This window comes from Kribbella swartbergensis (assembly GCF_054784135.1).
In genome coordinates this window covers 544,805-562,449 of the sequence record NZ_BAAGPM010000034.1, presented here as the reverse complement: position 1 = coordinate 562,449, position 17,645 = coordinate 544,805, and the positions used below count along the sequence as shown (strand labels likewise).

Genomic DNA, 17,645 nt, shown 5'->3' with positions numbered 1-17,645 from the left:
TCAGAGCTCGCGCAGGGCTTCCTCGACGGTCGAGAAGATGCGGAACTGACCGCCCAGACCGGTGACGGCCAACGGACGGTCGACCGGTCGTCCGACGCCCACCAGAGCCAGCGTGATGTTGTGCCGGCCGGCCAGGTTGCGGGCCTCGACCAGGTTGCCCAGGCCGGCGGAGCTGCAGAAGGTGACGGCGGAGACGTCGATCAGAACCAGCCGGGCCGGCGGCGCCACCGCGGCACGGATCGCCTCGGCGGCGAAGTCGGTGGTCGCGATGTCGATCTCACCGGACAGCCGGACCAGCAGTACGCCTGGTTCCAGCTCCTCGGTCACAGCGTCGAACGTGGTTCTGATCATCTCGCCGTCCTGCGGCTCAGGCTGGCTTGTCACGCCGGTCTCTCCCCCGGGTAGTCCCGCGAACACCGGTCGGTCCTGGCGAGGCGGAACTGCCCTGCCCTCACCGTATGCCCCAACGCGCAGGCGTCACAACGGGTCTGAGCGGGATGAACTCGCAGCGTGATCCAAGCAGCTGTGTAAGCGCTACCAGGTCAGGTGGTCGAACGACTGACATCACCCCCAGAACGCCGGTTGGGTCTGGACGTTGAGCTCCGGCAACTTCACCCGGGCGGCCGGGTCGGTCCTCTTGTCGGAGATCTTGAAGGTGTCGAACGCGATCACCGACTCGGTGCCGTAGATCGTGCCGTTGTAGTAGTACACCGACCAGTACCCGCCGAACGACGCCGGCTTGCGCGGCGGCCGGTCGAAGTACCCGATCTCGTACGGACGCGCCGAATCGGTGAAGTCCCAGACCGAGAAGCCGCCCTGGTACCAGGCCTGCACCATGATGTCGCGGCCGGGCACCGTTTGATCAGTGAGCCGTTGTGCGAGACGCAGTTCTCCCGCTCGGCCTGGTGCCGCGGGATCTTGTAGTAGCTGCGGAACGTCAGCTTCCGGTTCTCGATGTCGAAGACCGCGGTCGCGCCCTTGTTCGGCCCGACCGCCTCGTTGCACTCGGCACCGCCACCGCCGCCGAGTTCGTCCATGAAGACGACCTTGCTGCCGTCGCCGTTGAACGTGGCGCCGTGCCAGAAGGAGAAGTTCGCCGCGTCCTGGACCCGGTCGATCACCCGCGGCGCGGCCGGCCGGGAGATGTCCAGCAGCACGCCGTCACCCATGCACGCCGCGGCCGCGATCCCGCGGGCCGGGAACGCGGTGATGTCGTGGCAGCCGCTGGTCTCGTAGCCGGTCTCGCTGCCGGGGAACCCGCCGTCCGGGAACAGCACCGGCGAGGCGACCACGGCGGCCTCGGCCGGGTCGCGCAGCGGCACCTTGACGATGTCGATCCGGTCGTTCGGCGGCTGGCAGTCCGGGTAGGTGGCGTCCGGGAAGTACGACGAGTTGTAGATGTACACCGAGCGCCTGGCCGGATCCGGGACCAGCGTATGCGTGTGCGAACCGCACTTGGTCTCGACGGCGGCGACGTACCGCGGGTTCGCCGGGTCGCGGACGTCGAAGATCTTGATGCCCTCCCACGACTCCTTGATCGTCGGCGACTGCGGCACGCTCTGGCACGAACTGTCGCTGCGGGACTGGTCCGTGCTGAGGAACAGCAGGCCGGCGTACACGCTGATGTCGTTCTGGCTGCCGGGGCAGGACACCTGGCTGATCATCCGCGGATTCGCCGGTTCGGCGACGTCGTAGATCGCGAAGCCGGCGTAGTTGCCGACGTACGCCTTCGTGCCGGCGAACGCGATATCGGTGTTCACACCGCCGGTCAGCGGACCGGTCATCGGGACACTGGCCAGATGGGTGATGTTGTCGCTCTTCGACGCACCGGTGTCGGGTGGAGCGGCGGTGGCCGTGCCGGCCAGGCCGGTGAGCAGAGCAACGGTCACGGCGAGACGGACGAGCGTGCGGGGGCGGCGCATGCCAAGGTCCCTTCTTCGGTTTTCCTTCGGCCTCAAGCCTAAGCGTGATAGACACGTTATGGAAGCGATCTGACACAAGGAGTGAGGCCGTGGGGATCCGCCGCTCAGGGGTGGCCGCCGCGCTCGTCGCGGTGCTGGCCGGATGCAGTACGCCGGACCGCGCCGTCGAACCGCCCGGCTCCCAGCCGCCGGTGATCGTGCCCGGTACGCCGGGCGGGCCGAACCGGACCGTCTCGACACTGCCGACCACGGCGAGCACGCCGGACCCCGACGACGTCACGTTCCTGGCCGACATGATGGTCCACCACACCCAGGCGCTCCGGATGGCCGGGTACGCCGGGAGTTCGGCGCAGAACGCGAAGGTCAAGTCACTCGCCGAGCGGATCCGGGTCGGCCAGCAGCCGGAGATCGAGGCGATGCGGCAAATGCTCGTCGCCCGCGGGCAGAACCCGCCGGATCTCACCCACGTCGACCACATGGACCACAGCGGCATGCCGGGGATGGCGACTCACGACGAGCTCGCCACTCTGGAGAAGGCGCGGGGCAAGGCGTTCGACCAGCTGTTCCTGACCCTGATGATCAAGCACCACCAAGGTGCGGTGACGATGAGCCGCACGGTGATAGACAAGGGGACGGACCCTCAGGTGGCGGAGTTGGCGCAGGAGGTCGGGGCCACCCAGACCAAGGAGATCGCGACGATGCGGCAACTGCAGAAGGAGTTGTGATGGGCGTACTCGACGGCAAGGCGGCGCTGGTCACCGGCGGTTCGCGCGGCATCGGCGCGGCCATCGTCCGGCGGCTCGCCGCCGACGGCGCCGTGGTCACCTTCACCTATGTGTCGCAGGAGTCCGCCGCCGCGGACGTGGTCGACGAGGTGAAGGCGGCCGGTGGCCAGGCGATCGCGGTGCGGTCGGACCAGGCCGACCTGACCGCCCACGCCGAACTGATCGAGCGTGCGGCCGAGCCGACCGGTGCGCTCGACATCCTCGTCTGCAATGCGGCGGTGTCCCACGTGAAGGCGATCGCCGACGTCACCGAGGACGAGTTCGACCGGCTGATGGCGACGAACCTGAAAGGCCCCTACTTCCTGATCCAGCAGACGGCCCGGGTGCTCGCCGACGGCGGGCGAATCATCGCGCTCTCGACGCTCAACACCGCCCTGCCCGGTCCGGGCATCTCCCTGTACGCCGGCAGCAAGGGCGCGCTCGAGCAGTTCGTCAAGGTCGCCGCCCGTGAGTACGGATCGCGCGGGATCACCGTCAACACGGTGTCGCCGGGGACCACCGACACCGACATGTTCCACACCTCGAACCCGCCGGAAGCCGCGGCGCAGATGACCGCGCTCACGCCGTTGGGCCGGCTCGGCCAACCGTCGGACATCGCGGATGTCGTCGCGTTCCTGGCGGGTCCCGACAGCCGGTGGCTCACCGGCCGGAACCTGCTGGCCACTGGAGGGCTGGTGATCTGAGCACCGCCGACCTCCTCGCCGACATCGACGCCGCGGCCGACCCGGCCGTGGCGGAGGCGCTCGCGCGCTACTTCCAGCTCCAGGAGGGCGGATACGGTCACGGCGACCGGATCATCGGCGTCAAGCTGTCCACGATCCGTGGCCTGATCAAGCCCTACCTGCGCGCGGACCTCCCGTTGGCCGAACTGGAGCGGGCGTTGCAGAGCCCGGTCCACGAACACCGGCTGGCAATCCTCTGTCTGCTCGCCGATCGCGCCGCACGGAGTCTCAAGCCGCGTACGGCGAACCCGGCCGAACTCACCGCGATCTACGAGCTGTACCTGCGCAGTACGCCGTACGTCAACAACTGGGACCTGGTCGACTGCAGTACGTCGGAGATCGTCGGCGGGTACCTGCTCGACAAGCCGCGGGACGTTCTCCACACCCTGGTCCGGTCGTCGTCGGTATGGGAACGGCGGATCGCGCTGGTCGCGACCCATCGGTTCATCATGCGCGGCGAGAGCGCGGACACGTACGCGCTGTCCGAACTGGTCCTCGACGACCGGGAAGACCTGATCCACAAGGCGTCCGGGTGGATGCTGCGCGAGGCCGGCAAGCGGGTCTCGGAGGACGAGCTGCTGGCGTTCCTGGACCGGCACGCGGCGGTGATGCCACGCACGATGCTCCGGTACGCGATCGAGCGGCTCGCACCCGAGGTGCGCAGGCACTACCTGGCGCTGCGCTGACCTTTCGGCGGAGATCGAAGGGCCTGTTCAGGCAGCGGTGCGGCGTTAGCCTGAATCCCACCTCGATTCGCGAAGGGGCCGCCCCATGAACCTGAAGCGCATCATCCACCTGGTGCTGCTCGCAACACTCGTCGCCGCCGGCCTGGTCGGCGTGCCGACCTCGGCCACGGCCGCACCCGGCTTCCAGATGCCGATCCCGTGCGGTCTGCGCTGGACCACCGCGACACACAGCGGTCACGCCAGCCAATGGATGCTCGACATGGTGTCGCCGAGCGGCGCCACCCGCGGTACGCCGGTGCTCGCCTCGGCCGGTGGCACGGTCAGCGCGTCCCTGCTGTCGTCCAGCGGCGGCCACATGGTCGTCATCGACCACGGTGGCGGCTGGCAGACCCGGTACCTGCACATGGACCGCCGTGACGTTGCCGTTGGCAACGTCGTGAACCAGGGCAGGCAGCTCGGCACCGTCGGCAGCACCGGCCAGAGCACCGGCCCGCACCTGCACTACGAGCAGAAGCTCAACGGTGTCGTCCAGCAGGCCTGGTTCAACGGACACGCGGTGCCGCTCACCTGGTCCTACAACCAGCACTACGAGACCAGCGCCAACTGTGCCAACAGCGGGAAGTACTGGGTCGACACGTTCGCCAACGCACCCGGCCACAGCACGCCCGGCGGAACCCAGACCGGCACGCTGTACGCGGGGACCAACTACGTGTTCTGCAAGGTGTGGGGACCCGAGGTCCGGGTCGGGTCGGCGTACAACCACTGGTGGATGAAGACCGATCTCGACGTCGGTCCGGCCGGCCAGTGGGTCTCGGCGTACTACCTGTCCCGCTGGGGCAACGACGAGGCCAAGGACAACAGCGGCCGGGACCTGCCGAACTGCACCTGACCGATCGCCGATTTGTCGACATGTCTCCGCGGCGGCGGCGCTCAGGACTTGCGGGTCTGGGCGTACGGCGGAGCTTCCACGGCGCAGTGCCGGTGGTGATGAACCAGGACCGGCTTCAGCCCGCGGTCGCCCAACGTGACCCATGCCAGCACGCCGCCCGCCGCGGCCAGGACCGCCGAGATCCACAGGGCGTCGGCAAATCCATTGCCGAAGGCAACCGGATCCCGGTAGCTGTCACCGGTGATGCCGGCCGCGATCGGGATCGCCGCGACCGCCATCAACTGCGCCGACCGGGCGATCGCGTTGTTCACCCCCGACGCGATCCCGGCATGGTGATCCTCGACGGCCGACAGCACGGTCGCCGTCAGCGGTGCGACCGTCGCGACGAGGCCGAACCCCAGGACGACGACCGCCGGCAGGACCGCGCCGGCATAGCTCGCACCCGGTTCGATCCGCAGCATCAGGAGGAAACCCGCACCCATCAGCAGCGGGCCGACCGTCATCGGGATCCGGGCGCCGATCTTCTCCGCGAGTGCACCGGCGTAGCCGGACAGGACGAGCATGAGAACGGTCATCGGCAGCAGCGCGGCTCCGGCCCACAGCGCCGAGTACCCGAGCACGGTCTGGAGGTACACGACGACGAGGAACGTCGCCGTACCGAGAGCGCCGTACACCACGACCGTGACCAGGTTCGCGCCGGTGAAGCGGAGGTTGGCGAAGATGCCCGGTGGCAGCATCGGGTGCGACTCGCGGCGCTCGACCACCACGAAGGCCGCGAGCGCGACCACTCCGACGGCCAGGGAGACGAGGACCAGGGCGTCACCGAAGCCGTGGTCGCCCGCGCGGATCAGTCCGAAGGTGAGGCCGGCCAGGCCGACGGTCGCGACGGCCGCGCCGGTGAGGTCGAGTCTGCCGGCCGCGGTCTCGTCCCGGGTCTCCGGCACGTGCCGCAGTGTGACGAGGACGGTAACCACCGCGAGCGGGACGTTCAGCAGGAAGATCAGCCGCCACGATCCACTGTCGACCAGGCCGCCGCCCACGAACGGGCCGATCGCCGCGGCGACCGAGGTGAGACCGGACCAGGCGCCGACCGCCTTCGCGCGATCGGACGGGGTGAACGTGGTCTGCAGGATCGCCAGGCTGCCCGGCGTGAGCAACGCGCCGCCGATGCCCTGCAGGACCCGGCCCGCGATCATCACCTCGAGGTTCGGCGCCACTGTGCAGATCACCGACGCGGCCGCGAACCAGACCACCCCGACGACGAACGCCCACCGCCGGCCGAGCCGGTCGCCGAGCGAACCGCTGAGCAGGATCAGCGCGGCGAGCGGCAGCATGTACCCGTTGATGATCCACTGCAGGCCGGCCACGTCGGCGTCGAGATCCTCGCCCATCGCAGGCAGTGCGACGTTCACCACCGTGCCGTCGAGGAAGGCCATCCCCGACCCGAGCGCCGTGGCCGCAAGGACCCATCTGGCCCGGCTCGTCCCGAACGCGATCCGCTCGTCCGTCATGGACAAACAGTAGGCCCTCACTGGGGCTGCGGGAGGTCCAGCTGGAGAACGACGAGTGCCTTGTCGGCCCGGATGCCCGGCAGTACCGAGAGCCTCGGCGGATTCCCGACCGCGCACCGGGTCTCGGTGAGCAGTGGGCAGACCGCGTTCAGCAGTGCGCCGCCGGACACGGTCACGTCGGTCGGCAGCTCGCCGTCGGCGAGCGAGGTGAGCGGCCTGATGGCCGACGCCGCACGCTCCGGTTTCGACGGCGTACGTCGCACCGTCGAGCCGTTCAGCCGGTAGCGCAGGCGGAGGCTGGTGGCCGCCGGGGTCAGGGGTACGTCGGTCGTCCCGGTGATCTCGGAGCTGCTCAACGGGACGTTCGCGCCGTTGGCCAGCAGGCGCAGATCGGTCGCCGCCGGCGCGGTCCTGGTCATCATGCCGGGCAGTTGTTCGCCGGAGGGAGGTAGCTGGATCTGCAGGATGTTCGTAGCCTTCGGCAACATCACGTCCTCGGCGATGTCGAACGACCCGTCCGGCCGGGGAACGACGAGCATCCGGATCCCGGGTCGTGTCCCGCCGGTCCCGGGGGTGGCGGACGGAGCCGGGTTTGGGGTCGGGGTCGAGGTCGGCGTCCGGCCGGGCGCGGTGGCGAGAGCGGGTGCCGGCAGCCCTGGGCTGGGCGCGACCGGTCCGGCGAGGTCCGGCGAGCAGGCCGCGGTCGCACTGAGCCCCAGAGTGGGCCCCAGAGTCAGCGCGGCCGTAGCCAGCCACCGTGCCCCCGAAACCCGCTGCCTGAGGTCCTCCACCCCCGATGGAACGCGCGGGAGGAACTCCTGGGCTGCCGTCGGCGACGTGTCCGGGGAACCGCGCTCGGACACGTGGCATCGCCCCCCAACGGATTCGGCCGCTTCCTCTGGCGGCCGGATCGGACTTGCGCATACGATACGCCCGAATTGGTGGGGTTCGGCAATTACCGCCGAAATTCATGGGGACTTCGAGGGGGCGGGAAAATGATGGGACGGAGTGTGTCCGGATCGTTCCGGGCGGTATTCATGGGAATTTCAAGAATTCCTGGTCCGGCAATTCGTAGGGTGATTCCACTGACGCTGGCCGTGACCGTCGCGGCAACTCCGGCGCTGCTCGCGGTCCCGGCCGAGGGGGCCGCAGCCACCCACCTGTACGTCGTCCAGGGACTGCCCGGCCGGTCGCTCGACATCACCGTCGACGGACGCACGGTGGTGACCGGTCTGCAGGCCGCCAAGATCGCCGGGCCGTTCAACGTCGCCGCCGGCCGGCGGATGATCACCGCGCGACAGGGAGGGAATGTGGTGATCCAGCGCGAGGTGACGGTCCGATCGGGGGCCAGCGTCGACGCCGTGATCCACCTGCCGGTCTCGCCCACGGGCGCTCCGGTGCTGACGTCGTACGTGAACAAACTGAGCGCGATCCCGAAGGACAAGGCCGCCTTGCGGGTCGCCCACGACGCCGCCGTCGGCCCGGCCGACATCCGGGTGAACGGAAAGGTCGCGTTCGCGAACGTGGCGAACGGGGAATCGTTCGAGGCGGTCGTCCCGGCGGCCACCTACACAGTGGACATCGTGGCGGCCGGGACGAGTTCACCTGTTGTTCTCGGTCCGTTGGATTTACCGGCGCGGGCCGGGTATCTGACCCGGGTGTTCGCGGTCGGAAATCCGAATCAGCAGACCATGAATGTCGCGGTCGGAACGATCAAGTTGCCCGCGTCGGGCTCCGGCATGCCTGAACTGGTGAACACCGGCACCGGCGGCCAGGCCGCGGAGCGGGAAGTTCCGCCCAGTTCCACCTCCGGCCTGTGGGTCGTGGTCGTCCTGGCCGGCTTGCTGGCCGCGGTGGTGACGGTCCGGCGGGTTGTGACAGTCAGAAAGGTGGTCCGTCGCTGAGGAGACTCCTGCTGGCACTGGTGCTGTGCTGCGCGGGCCTGGAGGGGTGCGCTGCGCAGACGGCAACTTCCGTGCCCCGACCCGGGGCGGACGGCGGTACCCCAGCCCTGTCGTCCGCCCCGGCCCCTCGTGGTGTCCCTGGGTTCGCGCCGGAGATCGAGGCTCGGCCGGTCGAGCCCAGGACGGCGTCGGCGCCGCCCGCCCGCGAGGGTACGCCGGCGCCGAGCCAGCGGATCTGGTTCGTTCCCGCCCAGGTGGTGCTGCCGGGTGGGGCGACAGCACCGGTGTTTCCGGTCCGCACGGTCAACGGCGAGCTGAAGGTCCCGGAGCAAGGCCGATGGGTCGGTTGGTGGGACGGTGGCGCCCAGGCCGGTGATCCGTTCGGCTCGGTGGTCCTGGCCGGTCACGTCGACACCAGGACCGAGGGCATCGGGTACTTCGCCCGGCTGCTCCGGATCACGCCGGGTGAACTCGTCGTACTGCACGGCTCGGGCCACACCGCGACGTACCGGGTGAGCTCGGTCGTGTCGGTCCCGAAGGACGCACTCGCCACCCACAGTGGCGCGTTCGACCAGGAGGTCGACCATCGTCTCGTGCTCATCACCTGCACCGGCGCCTACGACGCCGCCCGCGGCGGCTACGAGGAGAACCTGATCGTCACGGCCACCCCCACCGGACCGGCACGCTGAGCCATCAGGGCACGTCTCTCGATTCCCTGCGTGCTGCGCGGCGCTCGGCGGGCACATCGCTGCGTTGGAGGACGAGGCACGGAGAACCCCACTCCGAGCCTCGTCCTCCGCCTTGCGCTGCACTCCGCCGAGCACCTGCTCGCGACTGCAGGGAATCGAGAGACGTGCCCTAGGCTCGGCGGTTATGGCGAGGTATTTCGACGTACATCCGGAGAATCCGCAGCGCCGGGCCATCGGCCAGGTGGTCGACCTGGTGCGCGACGGCGGGCTGATCGCGTACCCGACCGACTCGGGATTCGCCCTCGGCTGCCAGCTGGGGAACAAGGAGGGGATCGACCGGATCCGCGCCATCCGGCACCTCGACGACCGGCACCACTTCACCCTGGTGTGCCAGGACTTCGCGCAACTCGGACAGTTCGTGCACATCAGCAACGCCGTGTTCCGCTCGATCAAGGCAGCCACGCCGGGCAGCTACACCTTCATCCTCCCGGCCACGAAGGAAGTACCGCGCCGCCTCCTGCACCCGAAGAAGAAGACCGTCGGCGTGCGCATCCCGGACCATGTCGTGGCCCACGCCCTGGTCGCGGAACTCGGCGAACCGCTGCTGTCCAGCACCCTCCTGCTGCCGGATCACGAGGCGCCGATGACGCAGGCGTGGGAGATCAAGGAAGAACTGGACAACCAGATCGATGCCGTCCTCGAAGGTGAGACCGGCACCGAACCCACCACCGTGATCGACTTCTCCGACGACGTCCCCGAAGTGGTCCGCGTCGGGGCCGGGGACCCGACACCGTTCCAGTGAGTTCCGCACCGGAGACACCTGCACCGGCTGAGATAGTGGGCCGGTGACCACCCTCGATCTGTCGCCGGACGAACTGCTCACCACCACGCGTACCGTCCGCAAGCGGCTGGACCTGGAGAAGCCGGTCCCGCTCGAGCTGATTCGCGAGTGCATCGAGATCGCCCTGCAGGCGCCGTCCGGAAGCAACCGGCAGGCGTGGCACTGGCTGGTGATCACGGACCCGGACAAGCGGGCGGCGATCGGGGAGTACTACCGGCTCGCGGTGGAGAAGTACCTGGCCGGACGCGGTGCGGCCGGGAAGCTGTTCGCCGACGACCCGGTTCGCGGTCCGGTGCAGCGCCGGATCGGTGAGAGCGTGGCGTACCTCGGCGAGCGGATGGGACAGGTCCCGGTGCTGGTGATCCCGTGCCTCGAAGCAGGGTCACTCCCGGCCGGGAACCAGGCCGGCCTGTGGGGCTCGATCCTGCCGGCCGCCTGGAGTTACATGCTGGCCGCGCGGGCCCGGGGCCTCGGTACGGCGTGGACCACCCTGCACCTGAACTACGAGCAGGAGGTGGCCGAACTCCTCGGCCTGCCCGAGGAGGTGCGGCAGACGGTGCTGATCCCGACCGCGTACACGATCGGGACGAAGTTCAGGCCCGCTCCTCGTCAGCCGCTGGACGAGGTCCTCCACCTCGACGCCTGGTAGCCAGGTGGAGCTGGCCGACCTGGTCGCGGGAGGTGGCGATGGTGCCGGCGACCTCGATCAGCTGCCGGCTCACGAGCTCGACCGACTGGGCGGCCGCCGACAGCAGCTTGTCCGGCTCTCCGACGCCCGTGCCGTCGCGCCAGTCGGCCTGGGAGGTCGCCCGGGCCAGGTGGTCACCCAGGCAGTCGGCCAGCCGCGCCGCCGACGTGACCACGGTGCCGAGGCCGGCCAGCAACTGCTCCCAGTTCTCCGCGGTGAAGTCCGAGCGAACCTCCTCGAGCCGCGTCAGCTCGTTGAGCGCGGTCGTGGCCCTCGCGAAGGCCTCACCCGGGTCAGCACCGCACATTCCGTACCTCCTGCGTCGCCTGAAGCCCCGCAGGTACCCCCTCCGCCGACGACTCAACCGGTCAGGAGGCGGCCATCTCCTCGATGGTCAGACCGCTGAGCACGGACCGTGGCTCGGTGACGGTCAGATCGAGCTCCGGATCGGCGTCGGCGTCACGGACCTTCACCAGCAACCAGTCCGCACCGGTCCTGGTGAAGGCCCATGCGCCGTTCAGCTTCACGCCGTGCAACCGCACCTTGAGGTGCCCGCGTTCGATCGCCACCGCCGGGTCCACCGGCCGATGGCGATCGTCGCGGGTCAGGTTGGTGTAGACGCCGGCGTCCCACACGATGACGGCACCGCTGCCGTACTGACTGTCCGCGATCACGCCCTCGTACGAGGCGTACTCCAGGTCGTGATCGGTGGTGAACACCGCGAGCCGCTTCACGGTCGGGTCCAGCGACGGCCCCCGCGGGACGGCCCACGACTTCAGCACGCCGTCCACCTCCAGCCGAACGTCGTAGTGCAGCCGCCGGGCATCGTGCAGCTGCACCACGAAGATCGGCCGATAGGCCGCGCCGGTCGTCAAGCGGCAGCTGCCGTGGGTGGTTCGATGCGTTCGCGCAACCGGTCGAGGATGCCGCGGAGCAGCCGGGAGACCTGCATCTGGCTGACTCCGATCTCGGCGCCGATATCGGCCTGGGTGTGTCCCTCGACGAAGCGCAGTTCGAGGATCCTCCGCTCCCGCGGCGCCAGCCCGCTGAGCACCGGCTCGAGGACGGCGACCGCCTCGGTCCGCTCGAACGCGGTGTCCTCCTCGTCCGCGAGCGTGTCCGCCAGGTTGGCGGTCGAGTCGTCGTCGACCGGGCGGTCGAGCGACAGCACCGAGAAACAGCCGTCGGCGGCCACGGCGGCCTCGATTTCGTTGACCTCGGCACCAATTTTGTCGGCAAGCTCCTGGAGCGTGGGCTCGCGGTGCAGGTCCTGGACCAGCTGCGGGCGGACCGAGGCGATCGAGCCCTGCAGCTCCTGCAGGCGGCGCGGGATCCGGACCGTCCACGAGCAGTCGCGGAAGTACCGTTTCACCTCGCCCCTGATGGTCGGTACGGCGTACGCCAGGAACGGCGTGTCGGTGTCCGGGTCGTAGCTGCGGGCGGCCTTGACCAGGCCCAGGTAGGCGACCTGGTCCAGGTCCTCGGGTTCCACGCCCCGGCCCCGGAACCGGGTGGCGATGCTGTGGGCGATGCTCAGGTTGAGCTCGATCGCCTCGTTCAGGAGGGACTGCCGGAGATCCTCGTCCGTCGTGGCGGCCCGCCGGCTCAGAAGGGCTCGGGTCGTCTTGTCTCTGCGCTGCTTCGGATCGGTGCTGCTGCGCTGATCGTCGACGGTGCTGCTGGAAACTACGGTGACCATTTTTTACTGACCTCGCGACGTTGAGTCACGGCGCGGCACATGTCTGGACCGCGGTCAGAGCTGTTCTGGAGACATTCCTACCCCATGATTCGCGGCGTTATGCATCCGCACCCATACCGACCACGGACCGCAACACGGCACCCCCGCATGCGTTACGCAATGGTGGGTACGACGTGATGTTCAGATAGGAGGAAGCGCGATGTCAGAGCCGCACCACCACGACGGGACCGGCGCCGACGACGAGCCGCTGGTCGACGACCTCCTGGACGAGACCCGCCGGCCGGCCGTTGACCAGGAGCAACCCGACCCGCCGACGACTCCGGAGGTTCCCGAGATCCCCGACTGACCGTAGGTTCTGGTCCATGGACTGGAAGCTCGAGTTGGTGTCGGTGCCGGTGTCGGACGTGGACCGGGCGAAAGCGTTCTACACCGAGCAGGTGGGGTTCAACGCCGACCACGACCACCGAGTAAGCGAAGAACTGAGATTTGTTCAGCTCACCCCGCCGGGTTCGGCGTGCTCGATCGCGATCGGCAGCGGGATGGACCAGGGCGAACCCGGTTCGGTCCGGGGGCTGCAGGTCGTCGTACCCGACGTCGCCGCGGCCCGCGCCGAACTCCTCGATCGCGGGGTCGAGGTGTCGGACCTGCAGGAGTTCCCGTGGGGGATCTTCGCCTTCTTCAGCGACCCCGACGGGAACTCCTGGGCCTTGCAGCAGCTGCCTCCGCAGGACTAGCTAGCTGTCGAAGCGGGGGAGTTGGTCGTTCGGGTCCTCCTCGTCCGGGCTGTCCGGGTTGGAGGCCGGCTGCGTCAGCGGTGAGTCGTCGCCCGGCCGGGTCTCGACGGCCGGTTCCTCGTCGATACCGGGGTCGACGATGTCCGGCATGTCCGGATCCGGGTTGTCCGGGTTCCGGGAGTCGCCCGGACCGACCGGCATGGGCGGGATCGGGTTGGTGCTCATGACTCCACCTCCCTTAGGTGAGATCTTTCCGGTACCCAGAGGGTTCGAGGTCAATTCCAGTTATCGCTAACGCTCAGTCATCCGGCGGTTGTAGGGTTGCCCTTGGTTGAGTACCCAGCCCCCGAAGTTCTTGGTTGCGTGTCCCTGTGAGGGCGACGATGACCGATCTCCAGCACCATCTCAGAGCAGTACGACGCCGTTCCCCCGCCGCCCCTGTCCAGAAGTCAGGTGTCATGCCCGTAGCCCCTTCCCCGGCCAGGCCCGTCGCCGTGCAGGTCCGCATCGGCGGCCGCTGGATCGCGGGTCAGGAACTCGGCCGCCGGACCGGTGCCGCCGGTGCTGACGAGGTGCTCGTCAGCCACCACGGCCACCTGGTCTGGGTCGACCACCAGTCGGTCCGCAGCTCGTAGGACCCCTGAATCCCTTGTGGTGAAGGGATTCAGCAAAGAGTTTTCGCAACCAGGTTGCCGATCTCGATCGCCGACGCGGACTGCGCGGGGTCGAACAGCCGCCGGGTGAGTGCGAACGTCACGCCTGCCCGCCGGTCGGCCCAGGCCGCGCTCCCACCCATACCCGGCATCCCGAACGTGGTCGGGCTTTCCTCCGCGGTCGATCCCAGCCGCCCGATCGAGTAGCCGTGGGCCCAGGTCGCCGGATTGCCGAGCAGTTCGTCGTTCGCGACCAGGGCGGGGCCGGTGATCTCCGCGACGGCCTCCGGACGGACCAGCCGGACACCGTCCACCTCCCCGATCAGAGCGGCGTACAACCTGGCGATGCCGCGGGCGGTCAGCACGCCGGCGGACGGCCTCGGGGTGACGAGGTAGTCGGGCCGGTTGCAGTGCGCCGCTCGCGGAAGGACCGCGGCCGGGCTGACCTTGCCGAACAGGCCGGCCAGCATCGCGAAGGTGTCCTCGGCGCCGTCCGGCTCGACCAGGGGTACGACCCGATCCAGCTGGTCACGGGGAACGGCGACGTACACCTCGTCCGCGATCCCGAGTGGTGCGGCGATCTCCCGCAGTACGTCGGAAAGCGTCCGGCCGGTGGCGCGGCGGACGATCTCGCCGACCAGGAACCCGAACGTCTCGGCGTGGTACGTCATCCGGGTCCCCGGCTCCCACCACGGCTCCGCCGAGGCCAGGTACGCCGTGATCCCGTCCCAGTCGGCCAGGTCCTCGAGCGTGCTGTCGGCCGGGACCGCCGGCAGACCGACCGAGTGGGTCAGCACGTGCCGCAGCGTCGCGTCCTCCTTGCCGTTGGCCGCGAACTCGGGCCAGACGTCCGCGATCGGAGCGTCGTACTCGAGGACGCCGCGGTCGACCAGGACGTTCGCGACCGTCGCGGTCACCGCCTTGCCGGTGGAGGCGCTGTAGAAGAGCGTGTCCGAGGTGACCGGGCGATCGCCGGCGCTGCCCGCGACGGCGTCGACCACGAGTTCGCCGTCCTTGTAGACGGCGACCTGCAGGCCGAGTTCGGTCTCGGCCAGCTCGTCGAGGCGCTGCTGTACCTGGTCCTGGAGGTTCGTCACGATCGTCATCCTGTCTGTTCGAGTGGTTCTCACCGACAGGTCGGAGCACGTTCGGCGGTTTTGACATGGTGTCGTTCCGTACGCTCCTCCTGTGGAGTTGCGGCAACTGGAGTACTTCGTGGCGGTGGCGCATGAGCGCAGCTTCACGCTGGCGGCTCGGCGGCTGCATGTGGTCCAAAGCGCGGTGAGCGCGGCGATCGCGGCCCTGGAACGGGATCTCAAGGTCACGCTGTTCGAACGCAACGCCCAGCGGGTGGTGCTGACCGAGGCCGGTACGGCGCTCCTTCCGGAGGCGCTGGCCGTGATGGACGCCGTACAGAGTGCTCGTGACGTCGTCGACGAACTCGGCGCGGGGATGCGCGGCTCGGTCCGGGTCGGGCTGCTGCCGGGCCTCGGCCTGGTCGACCTGCCGGCCGCGGCGGGTGAGTTCCGGCGGCGGTACCCGAACGTCGAGTTGCAGTTGCGTGCCGAGGCCGAGGGGTCGGCCGGGGTGATCGCCGGGCTGCGGAACGGCGACATCGACTGCGGCTTCCTCGGCATCGCGGCCGGCAGTGCGCCGCGCGACCTGACCACCTGGGAACTGCTCCGGGTCCCGCAGGTACTCGCCGTTCCGGTCGGGCACCGGCTCGCCCGGCGGCGGTCGGTGACGCTGGCGGACCTGGCCGACGAGGCGTTCGTCGACTTCCCGCCCGGGTCCGGCACCCGGACGCTGATCGACCAGAAGTTCGAGGCGGCCGGGATCGAACGGCAGGTGGTGGTCGAGGCGCTCGGCATCGAGGGCGGGGTCCAGTTCGTCGCCCACGGCGTGGGGCTCGGCATCCTGCCGGAGTACGCCGTCGCCGGGTTCGACTCGATCCGCGTCGTACCGGTCTCCGACGAGTCGTTCCGCTGGTCCCTCTACCTCGCCACGCTGAAGAAACGAAAACCCTCAGCCGCCCTCCGCGCCCTCCTCGCCCTGGTCACCACCCACCTCCACCACCCACCCGGCACCACCCTCGGCACCGCGATGGATCAACCGACCTGATCCCCACCCCTCCACCGCCGCCGAGGGCGGCTTTTGGACGAGAGAGTTCATTCGCTCACGGCCCTCCACCTCCCGCCCGGAGGGCGGCCGTGGACCGTTGACGTTGGTCGGCTCGTCCCCCACCTCCCGCCCACGGGGCGACTTGACCGAGTGGAGTCGATCCGCACATCACCCTCCACCTCCCGCCCGCAGGGCGGCTGTGGACGGTTTGATGTTGGTCGGCTCGTGCCCCCACCTCCCGCCCACGGGGCGGCTTGGCCGAGTGGAGTCAATCCACACATCACCCCCCACCTCCCGCCCGGAGGGCGGCTTTGACCGAGCGGAGTTGATGGGCTCGTCGCCCCTCCACGTCCCGCCCGAAGGGCGGTATTGGCGGGGTGGAGTTGGTGGGCTCGTCGCCCCTGCACTCCGCCCGTAGGGCGGCATGGATCAACGGAATTGATTTGGGTATCGAGTTGAGTCGTTGGACTTGATGGATCGGTCGGAGCAGGATTTTTGGTGTCAGCAGTACACCGAAGATTCGAGGAGCAACGGCGATGACCGAGAACACCACGAGCACCGAGCGGGTCGCGATCGTGACCGGCGGGTCGAGCGGGATCGGCCGCGAGGCGGCGGCCCGGCTGGGCCGCGACGGCTACGCGGTGGTGATCGGGTACGGCGGCAACCGGACCGCCGCCGAGGAAGCAATCAAGGAGGTCGAGCAGGCCGGCGGCCGGGCGAGCGCGGTCCCGGCCGACGTCGCCGACGAGACCGCCGTGGCCGCACTGTTCGACCGGGCCGAGCAGGAGTTCGGCGGGATCGACGTGGTCGTGAACGCGGCCGGGATCATGCCGCTGGCGCCGCTGGCCGACCTCGACCTCGAGGTGTTCGACCGCGTCGTCCGGACCAACCTGCGCGGCACCATCGTCGTCGACCAGCAGGCGGTCCGGCGGCTCCGCAAGGGCGGCGCACTGATCAACGTCTCCAGCTCCCTGACGAAGCTGGCCCGCCCGGGGTACTCGGCGTACTCCGCGACCAAGGGCGGCGTCGAGGCCATCACGCTGATCCTGGCCCGCGAGCTGCGCGGTCGCGACGTCACCGTCAACACCGTCGCCCCGGGGCCGACCGCGACCCCGCTGTTCTTCGAGGGCAAGCCGCAGGAACTGATCGACCGGATCGCCGCCGAGCCGCCGCTGGAACGCCTGGGCGAGCCCTCCGACATCGCCGAGATCATCGCGTTCCTGGCCGGCCCGGCCCGCTGGATCAACGGCCAGGTCATCTACGCCAACGGCGGCTCGGCCGCCTGAACCCCTCTTCAGTCGAAAGGAAAGATCGTCATGAGCAAGACAGTTCTGATCAGCGGCGCATCGAGCGGTTTCGGTGCCCTGACCGCCCGCGCCCTCGCCGACGCCGGCCACCTCGTGTACGCCGGGATGCGCGACCTCACCGGCCGGAACGCGGCCGCCGCGGCCGACGCCAAGCAGTACGCGAGCGAGCACGACGTCGACCTCCGCCCGGTGGAACTCGACGTCAGCTCGGAGACCTCCGTCCAGCAGGCCGTCGACACCGTCATCAAGGAGCAGGGACGCATCGACGTCCTGATCCACAACGCCGGGCACATGGTCACCGGCCCGGCCGAGGCCTTCACGCCCGAGCAGCTCGCCCAGCTGTACGACACCAACGTCCTCGGCACGCAGCGGCTGAACCGGGCCGCGCTCCCGCACCTTCGGGAACAAGGCGACGGACTGCTGCTGTAGGTCGGCAGTTCCAGCACGCGCGGCGGCACCCCGCCGTACCTGGCCCCGTACTTCGCGGCGAAGGC

The 17,645-nt window shown here is 69.3% G+C and carries 24 protein-coding genes; 14 read left to right on the top strand and 10 right to left on the bottom strand.

The features are described 5' to 3' along the window. The 3 genes from ACYVOK_RS31790 to ACYVOK_RS31780 form a co-directional block, all read right to left on the bottom strand. A complete protein-coding gene (locus ACYVOK_RS31790; protein WP_460666280.1) occupies positions 1-351 on the bottom strand; it encodes an STAS domain-containing protein in 351 nt (116 codons plus the stop codon). A 213-nt stretch (positions 352-564) separates the two neighbouring features. Beyond that, complete coding sequence (locus ACYVOK_RS31785) at positions 565-711, bottom strand: hypothetical protein (protein WP_460666279.1); 147 nt, start codon at positions 709-711, stop codon at positions 565-567. Further along, positions 669-1,922, bottom strand: coding sequence for an LVIVD repeat-containing protein (locus ACYVOK_RS31780; RefSeq protein WP_460666278.1), 1,254 nt, complete (start codon positions 1,920-1,922; stop codon positions 669-671). Before ACYVOK_RS31780 ends, ACYVOK_RS31785 begins: the two co-directional genes overlap by 43 nt. Before the next feature lie 89 nt (positions 1,923-2,011). On the opposite strand from ACYVOK_RS31780, the gene ACYVOK_RS31775 reads away from it, so the two are divergent. From ACYVOK_RS31775 to ACYVOK_RS31760, 4 genes are all read left to right on the top strand, one after another. Then, entirely contained in the window at positions 2,012-2,647 is a 636-nt protein-coding gene (locus ACYVOK_RS31775) for a DUF305 domain-containing protein (protein WP_460666277.1), read from the top strand. After that, complete coding sequence (locus tag ACYVOK_RS31770; protein ID WP_460666276.1) at positions 2,647-3,390, top strand: SDR family oxidoreductase; 744 nt, start codon at positions 2,647-2,649, stop codon at positions 3,388-3,390. The genes ACYVOK_RS31775 and ACYVOK_RS31770 overlap by 1 nt, the downstream gene beginning before the upstream one ends. Further along, complete coding sequence (locus ACYVOK_RS31765) at positions 3,342-4,115, top strand: DNA alkylation repair protein (protein ID WP_460666275.1); 774 nt, start codon at positions 3,342-3,344, stop codon at positions 4,113-4,115. The genes ACYVOK_RS31770 and ACYVOK_RS31765 overlap by 49 nt, the downstream gene beginning before the upstream one ends. An 85-nt stretch (positions 4,116-4,200) precedes the next feature. Next, complete coding sequence (locus tag ACYVOK_RS31760; protein ID WP_460666274.1) at positions 4,201-5,004, top strand: M23 family metallopeptidase; 804 nt, start codon at positions 4,201-4,203, stop codon at positions 5,002-5,004. Positions 5,005-5,045: 41 nt separating this feature from the next. Here the strand turns inward: ACYVOK_RS31760 and ACYVOK_RS31755 are convergent, their stop codons facing one another. Together ACYVOK_RS31755 and ACYVOK_RS31750 are read right to left on the bottom strand one after the other, a co-directional pair. Beyond that, on the bottom strand, positions 5,046-6,515 hold the full coding sequence (locus ACYVOK_RS31755) for an MFS transporter (protein ID WP_460666273.1): 1,470 nt from the start codon (positions 6,513-6,515) through the stop codon (positions 5,046-5,048). 17 nt (positions 6,516-6,532) lie between these two features. Further along, positions 6,533-7,054, bottom strand: coding sequence for a hypothetical protein (locus ACYVOK_RS31750; protein ID WP_460666272.1), 522 nt, complete (start codon positions 7,052-7,054; stop codon positions 6,533-6,535). A gap of 537 nt (positions 7,055-7,591) precedes the next feature. Between ACYVOK_RS31750 and ACYVOK_RS31745 the strand changes: the two genes are divergently transcribed. The 4 genes from ACYVOK_RS31745 (at position 7,592) to ACYVOK_RS31730 (ending at position 10,598) form a co-directional block, all read left to right on the top strand. Next, positions 7,592-8,419 carry a DUF4397 domain-containing protein gene (locus ACYVOK_RS31745; protein ID WP_460666271.1) on the top strand — a complete coding sequence of 276 codons (828 nt, stop codon included), beginning with the start codon at positions 7,592-7,594 and terminating at the stop codon, positions 8,417-8,419. A gap of 71 nt (positions 8,420-8,490) precedes the next feature. Beyond that, positions 8,491-9,108 carry a class F sortase gene (locus ACYVOK_RS31740; protein WP_460666270.1) on the top strand — a complete coding sequence of 206 codons (618 nt, stop codon included), beginning with the start codon at positions 8,491-8,493 and terminating at the stop codon, positions 9,106-9,108. A gap of 184 nt (positions 9,109-9,292) precedes the next feature. Further along, complete coding sequence (locus ACYVOK_RS31735) at positions 9,293-9,910, top strand: L-threonylcarbamoyladenylate synthase (protein ID WP_460666269.1); 618 nt, start codon at positions 9,293-9,295, stop codon at positions 9,908-9,910. 43 nt (positions 9,911-9,953) lie between these two features. Beyond that, on the top strand, positions 9,954-10,598 hold the full coding sequence (locus ACYVOK_RS31730; protein ID WP_460666268.1) for a nitroreductase family protein: 645 nt from the start codon (positions 9,954-9,956) through the stop codon (positions 10,596-10,598). On the opposite strand, the gene ACYVOK_RS31725 is transcribed toward ACYVOK_RS31730, so the two are convergent. From ACYVOK_RS31725 to ACYVOK_RS31715, 3 genes are all read right to left on the bottom strand, one after another. Continuing rightward, on the bottom strand, positions 10,543-10,944 hold the full coding sequence (locus ACYVOK_RS31725) for a hypothetical protein (protein WP_460666267.1): 402 nt from the start codon (positions 10,942-10,944) through the stop codon (positions 10,543-10,545). The two genes, ACYVOK_RS31730 and ACYVOK_RS31725, sit on opposite strands and share 56 nt — an antisense overlap. Positions 10,945-11,005: 61 nt before the next feature. Then, complete coding sequence (locus tag ACYVOK_RS31720) at positions 11,006-11,512, bottom strand: DNA polymerase ligase N-terminal domain-containing protein (RefSeq protein ID WP_460666266.1); 507 nt, start codon at positions 11,510-11,512, stop codon at positions 11,006-11,008. Next, positions 11,509-12,336: a SigB/SigF/SigG family RNA polymerase sigma factor gene (locus tag ACYVOK_RS31715; protein WP_460666265.1), complete on the bottom strand. Its 828-nt coding sequence runs from the start codon at positions 12,334-12,336 to the stop codon at positions 11,509-11,511. Before ACYVOK_RS31715 ends, ACYVOK_RS31720 begins: the two co-directional genes overlap by 4 nt. Positions 12,337-12,535: 199 nt before the next feature. On the opposite strand from ACYVOK_RS31715, the gene ACYVOK_RS31710 reads away from it, so the two are divergent. Next, positions 12,536-12,682: a hypothetical protein gene (locus tag ACYVOK_RS31710; RefSeq protein WP_460666264.1), complete on the top strand. Its 147-nt coding sequence runs from the start codon at positions 12,536-12,538 to the stop codon at positions 12,680-12,682. A gap of 16 nt (positions 12,683-12,698) precedes the next feature. After that, entirely contained in the window at positions 12,699-13,070 is a 372-nt protein-coding gene (locus ACYVOK_RS31705) for a VOC family protein (protein WP_460666263.1), read from the top strand. Here ACYVOK_RS31705 and ACYVOK_RS31700 read toward each other — a convergent pair whose 3' ends face one another. Then, a complete protein-coding gene (locus ACYVOK_RS31700; protein WP_460666262.1) occupies positions 13,071-13,295 on the bottom strand; it encodes a hypothetical protein in 225 nt (74 codons plus the stop codon). 233 nt (positions 13,296-13,528) lie between these two features. Between ACYVOK_RS31700 and ACYVOK_RS31695 the strand changes: the two genes are divergently transcribed. Further along, positions 13,529-13,705, top strand: coding sequence for a hypothetical protein (locus ACYVOK_RS31695; RefSeq protein WP_460666261.1), 177 nt, complete (start codon positions 13,529-13,531; stop codon positions 13,703-13,705). Positions 13,706-13,734: 29 nt separating this feature from the next. Here the strand turns inward: ACYVOK_RS31695 and ACYVOK_RS31690 are convergent, their stop codons facing one another. After that, the gene (locus tag ACYVOK_RS31690) at positions 13,735-14,820 is read right to left on the bottom strand and encodes a serine hydrolase domain-containing protein (protein WP_460666260.1); all 1,086 of its coding nucleotides are present in this window, start codon (positions 14,818-14,820) and stop codon (positions 13,735-13,737) included. Positions 14,821-14,911: 91 nt separating this feature from the next. Between ACYVOK_RS31690 and ACYVOK_RS31685 the strand changes: the two genes are divergently transcribed. From ACYVOK_RS31685 to ACYVOK_RS31675, 3 genes are all read left to right on the top strand, one after another. Then, on the top strand, positions 14,912-15,844 hold the full coding sequence (locus ACYVOK_RS31685; RefSeq protein ID WP_460666259.1) for a LysR family transcriptional regulator: 933 nt from the start codon (positions 14,912-14,914) through the stop codon (positions 15,842-15,844). Between the two features lie 536 nt (positions 15,845-16,380). Further along, a complete protein-coding gene (locus ACYVOK_RS31680) occupies positions 16,381-17,130 on the top strand; it encodes an SDR family oxidoreductase (RefSeq protein WP_460666258.1) in 750 nt (249 codons plus the stop codon). Between the two features lie 30 nt (positions 17,131-17,160). Next, complete coding sequence (locus tag ACYVOK_RS31675; protein ID WP_460666257.1) at positions 17,161-17,580, top strand: SDR family NAD(P)-dependent oxidoreductase; 420 nt, start codon at positions 17,161-17,163, stop codon at positions 17,578-17,580. Positions 17,581-17,645: the final 65 nt, after the last annotated feature.

Excerpts from the sequence above, each read along its gene's own strand:
- ACYVOK_RS31790 (WP_460666280.1), bottom strand. The coding sequence starts at position 351 with ATGATCAGAACCACGTTCGACGCTGTGACCGAGGAGCTGGAACCAGGC.
- ACYVOK_RS31780 (WP_460666278.1), bottom strand. The coding sequence starts at position 1,922 with ATGCGCCGCCCCCGCACGCTCGTCCGTCTCGCCGTGACCGTTGCTCTG.
- ACYVOK_RS31770 (WP_460666276.1), top strand. The coding sequence starts at position 2,647 with ATGGGCGTACTCGACGGCAAGGCGGCGCTGGTCACCGGCGGTTCGCGC.
- ACYVOK_RS31735 (WP_460666269.1), top strand. The coding sequence starts at position 9,293 with ATGGCGAGGTATTTCGACGTACATCCGGAGAATCCGCAGCGCCGGGCC.
- ACYVOK_RS31710 (WP_460666264.1), top strand. The coding sequence starts at position 12,536 with ATGTCAGAGCCGCACCACCACGACGGGACCGGCGCCGACGACGAGCCG.
- ACYVOK_RS31750 (WP_460666272.1), bottom strand. The coding sequence starts at position 7,054 with ATGCTCGTCGTTCCCCGGCCGGACGGGTCGTTCGACATCGCCGAGGAC.
- ACYVOK_RS31675 (WP_460666257.1), top strand. The coding sequence starts at position 17,161 with ATGAGCAAGACAGTTCTGATCAGCGGCGCATCGAGCGGTTTCGGTGCC.
- ACYVOK_RS31680 (WP_460666258.1), top strand. The coding sequence starts at position 16,381 with ATGACCGAGAACACCACGAGCACCGAGCGGGTCGCGATCGTGACCGGC.
- ACYVOK_RS31755 (WP_460666273.1), bottom strand. The coding sequence starts at position 6,515 with ATGACGGACGAGCGGATCGCGTTCGGGACGAGCCGGGCCAGATGGGTC.
- ACYVOK_RS31705 (WP_460666263.1), top strand. The coding sequence starts at position 12,699 with ATGGACTGGAAGCTCGAGTTGGTGTCGGTGCCGGTGTCGGACGTGGAC.
- ACYVOK_RS31725 (WP_460666267.1), bottom strand. The coding sequence starts at position 10,944 with ATGTGCGGTGCTGACCCGGGTGAGGCCTTCGCGAGGGCCACGACCGCG.
- ACYVOK_RS31715 (WP_460666265.1), bottom strand. The coding sequence starts at position 12,336 with ATGGTCACCGTAGTTTCCAGCAGCACCGTCGACGATCAGCGCAGCAGC.
- ACYVOK_RS31700 (WP_460666262.1), bottom strand. The coding sequence starts at position 13,295 with ATGAGCACCAACCCGATCCCGCCCATGCCGGTCGGTCCGGGCGACTCC.
- ACYVOK_RS31695 (WP_460666261.1), top strand. The coding sequence starts at position 13,529 with ATGCCCGTAGCCCCTTCCCCGGCCAGGCCCGTCGCCGTGCAGGTCCGC.
- ACYVOK_RS31760 (WP_460666274.1), top strand. The coding sequence starts at position 4,201 with ATGAACCTGAAGCGCATCATCCACCTGGTGCTGCTCGCAACACTCGTC.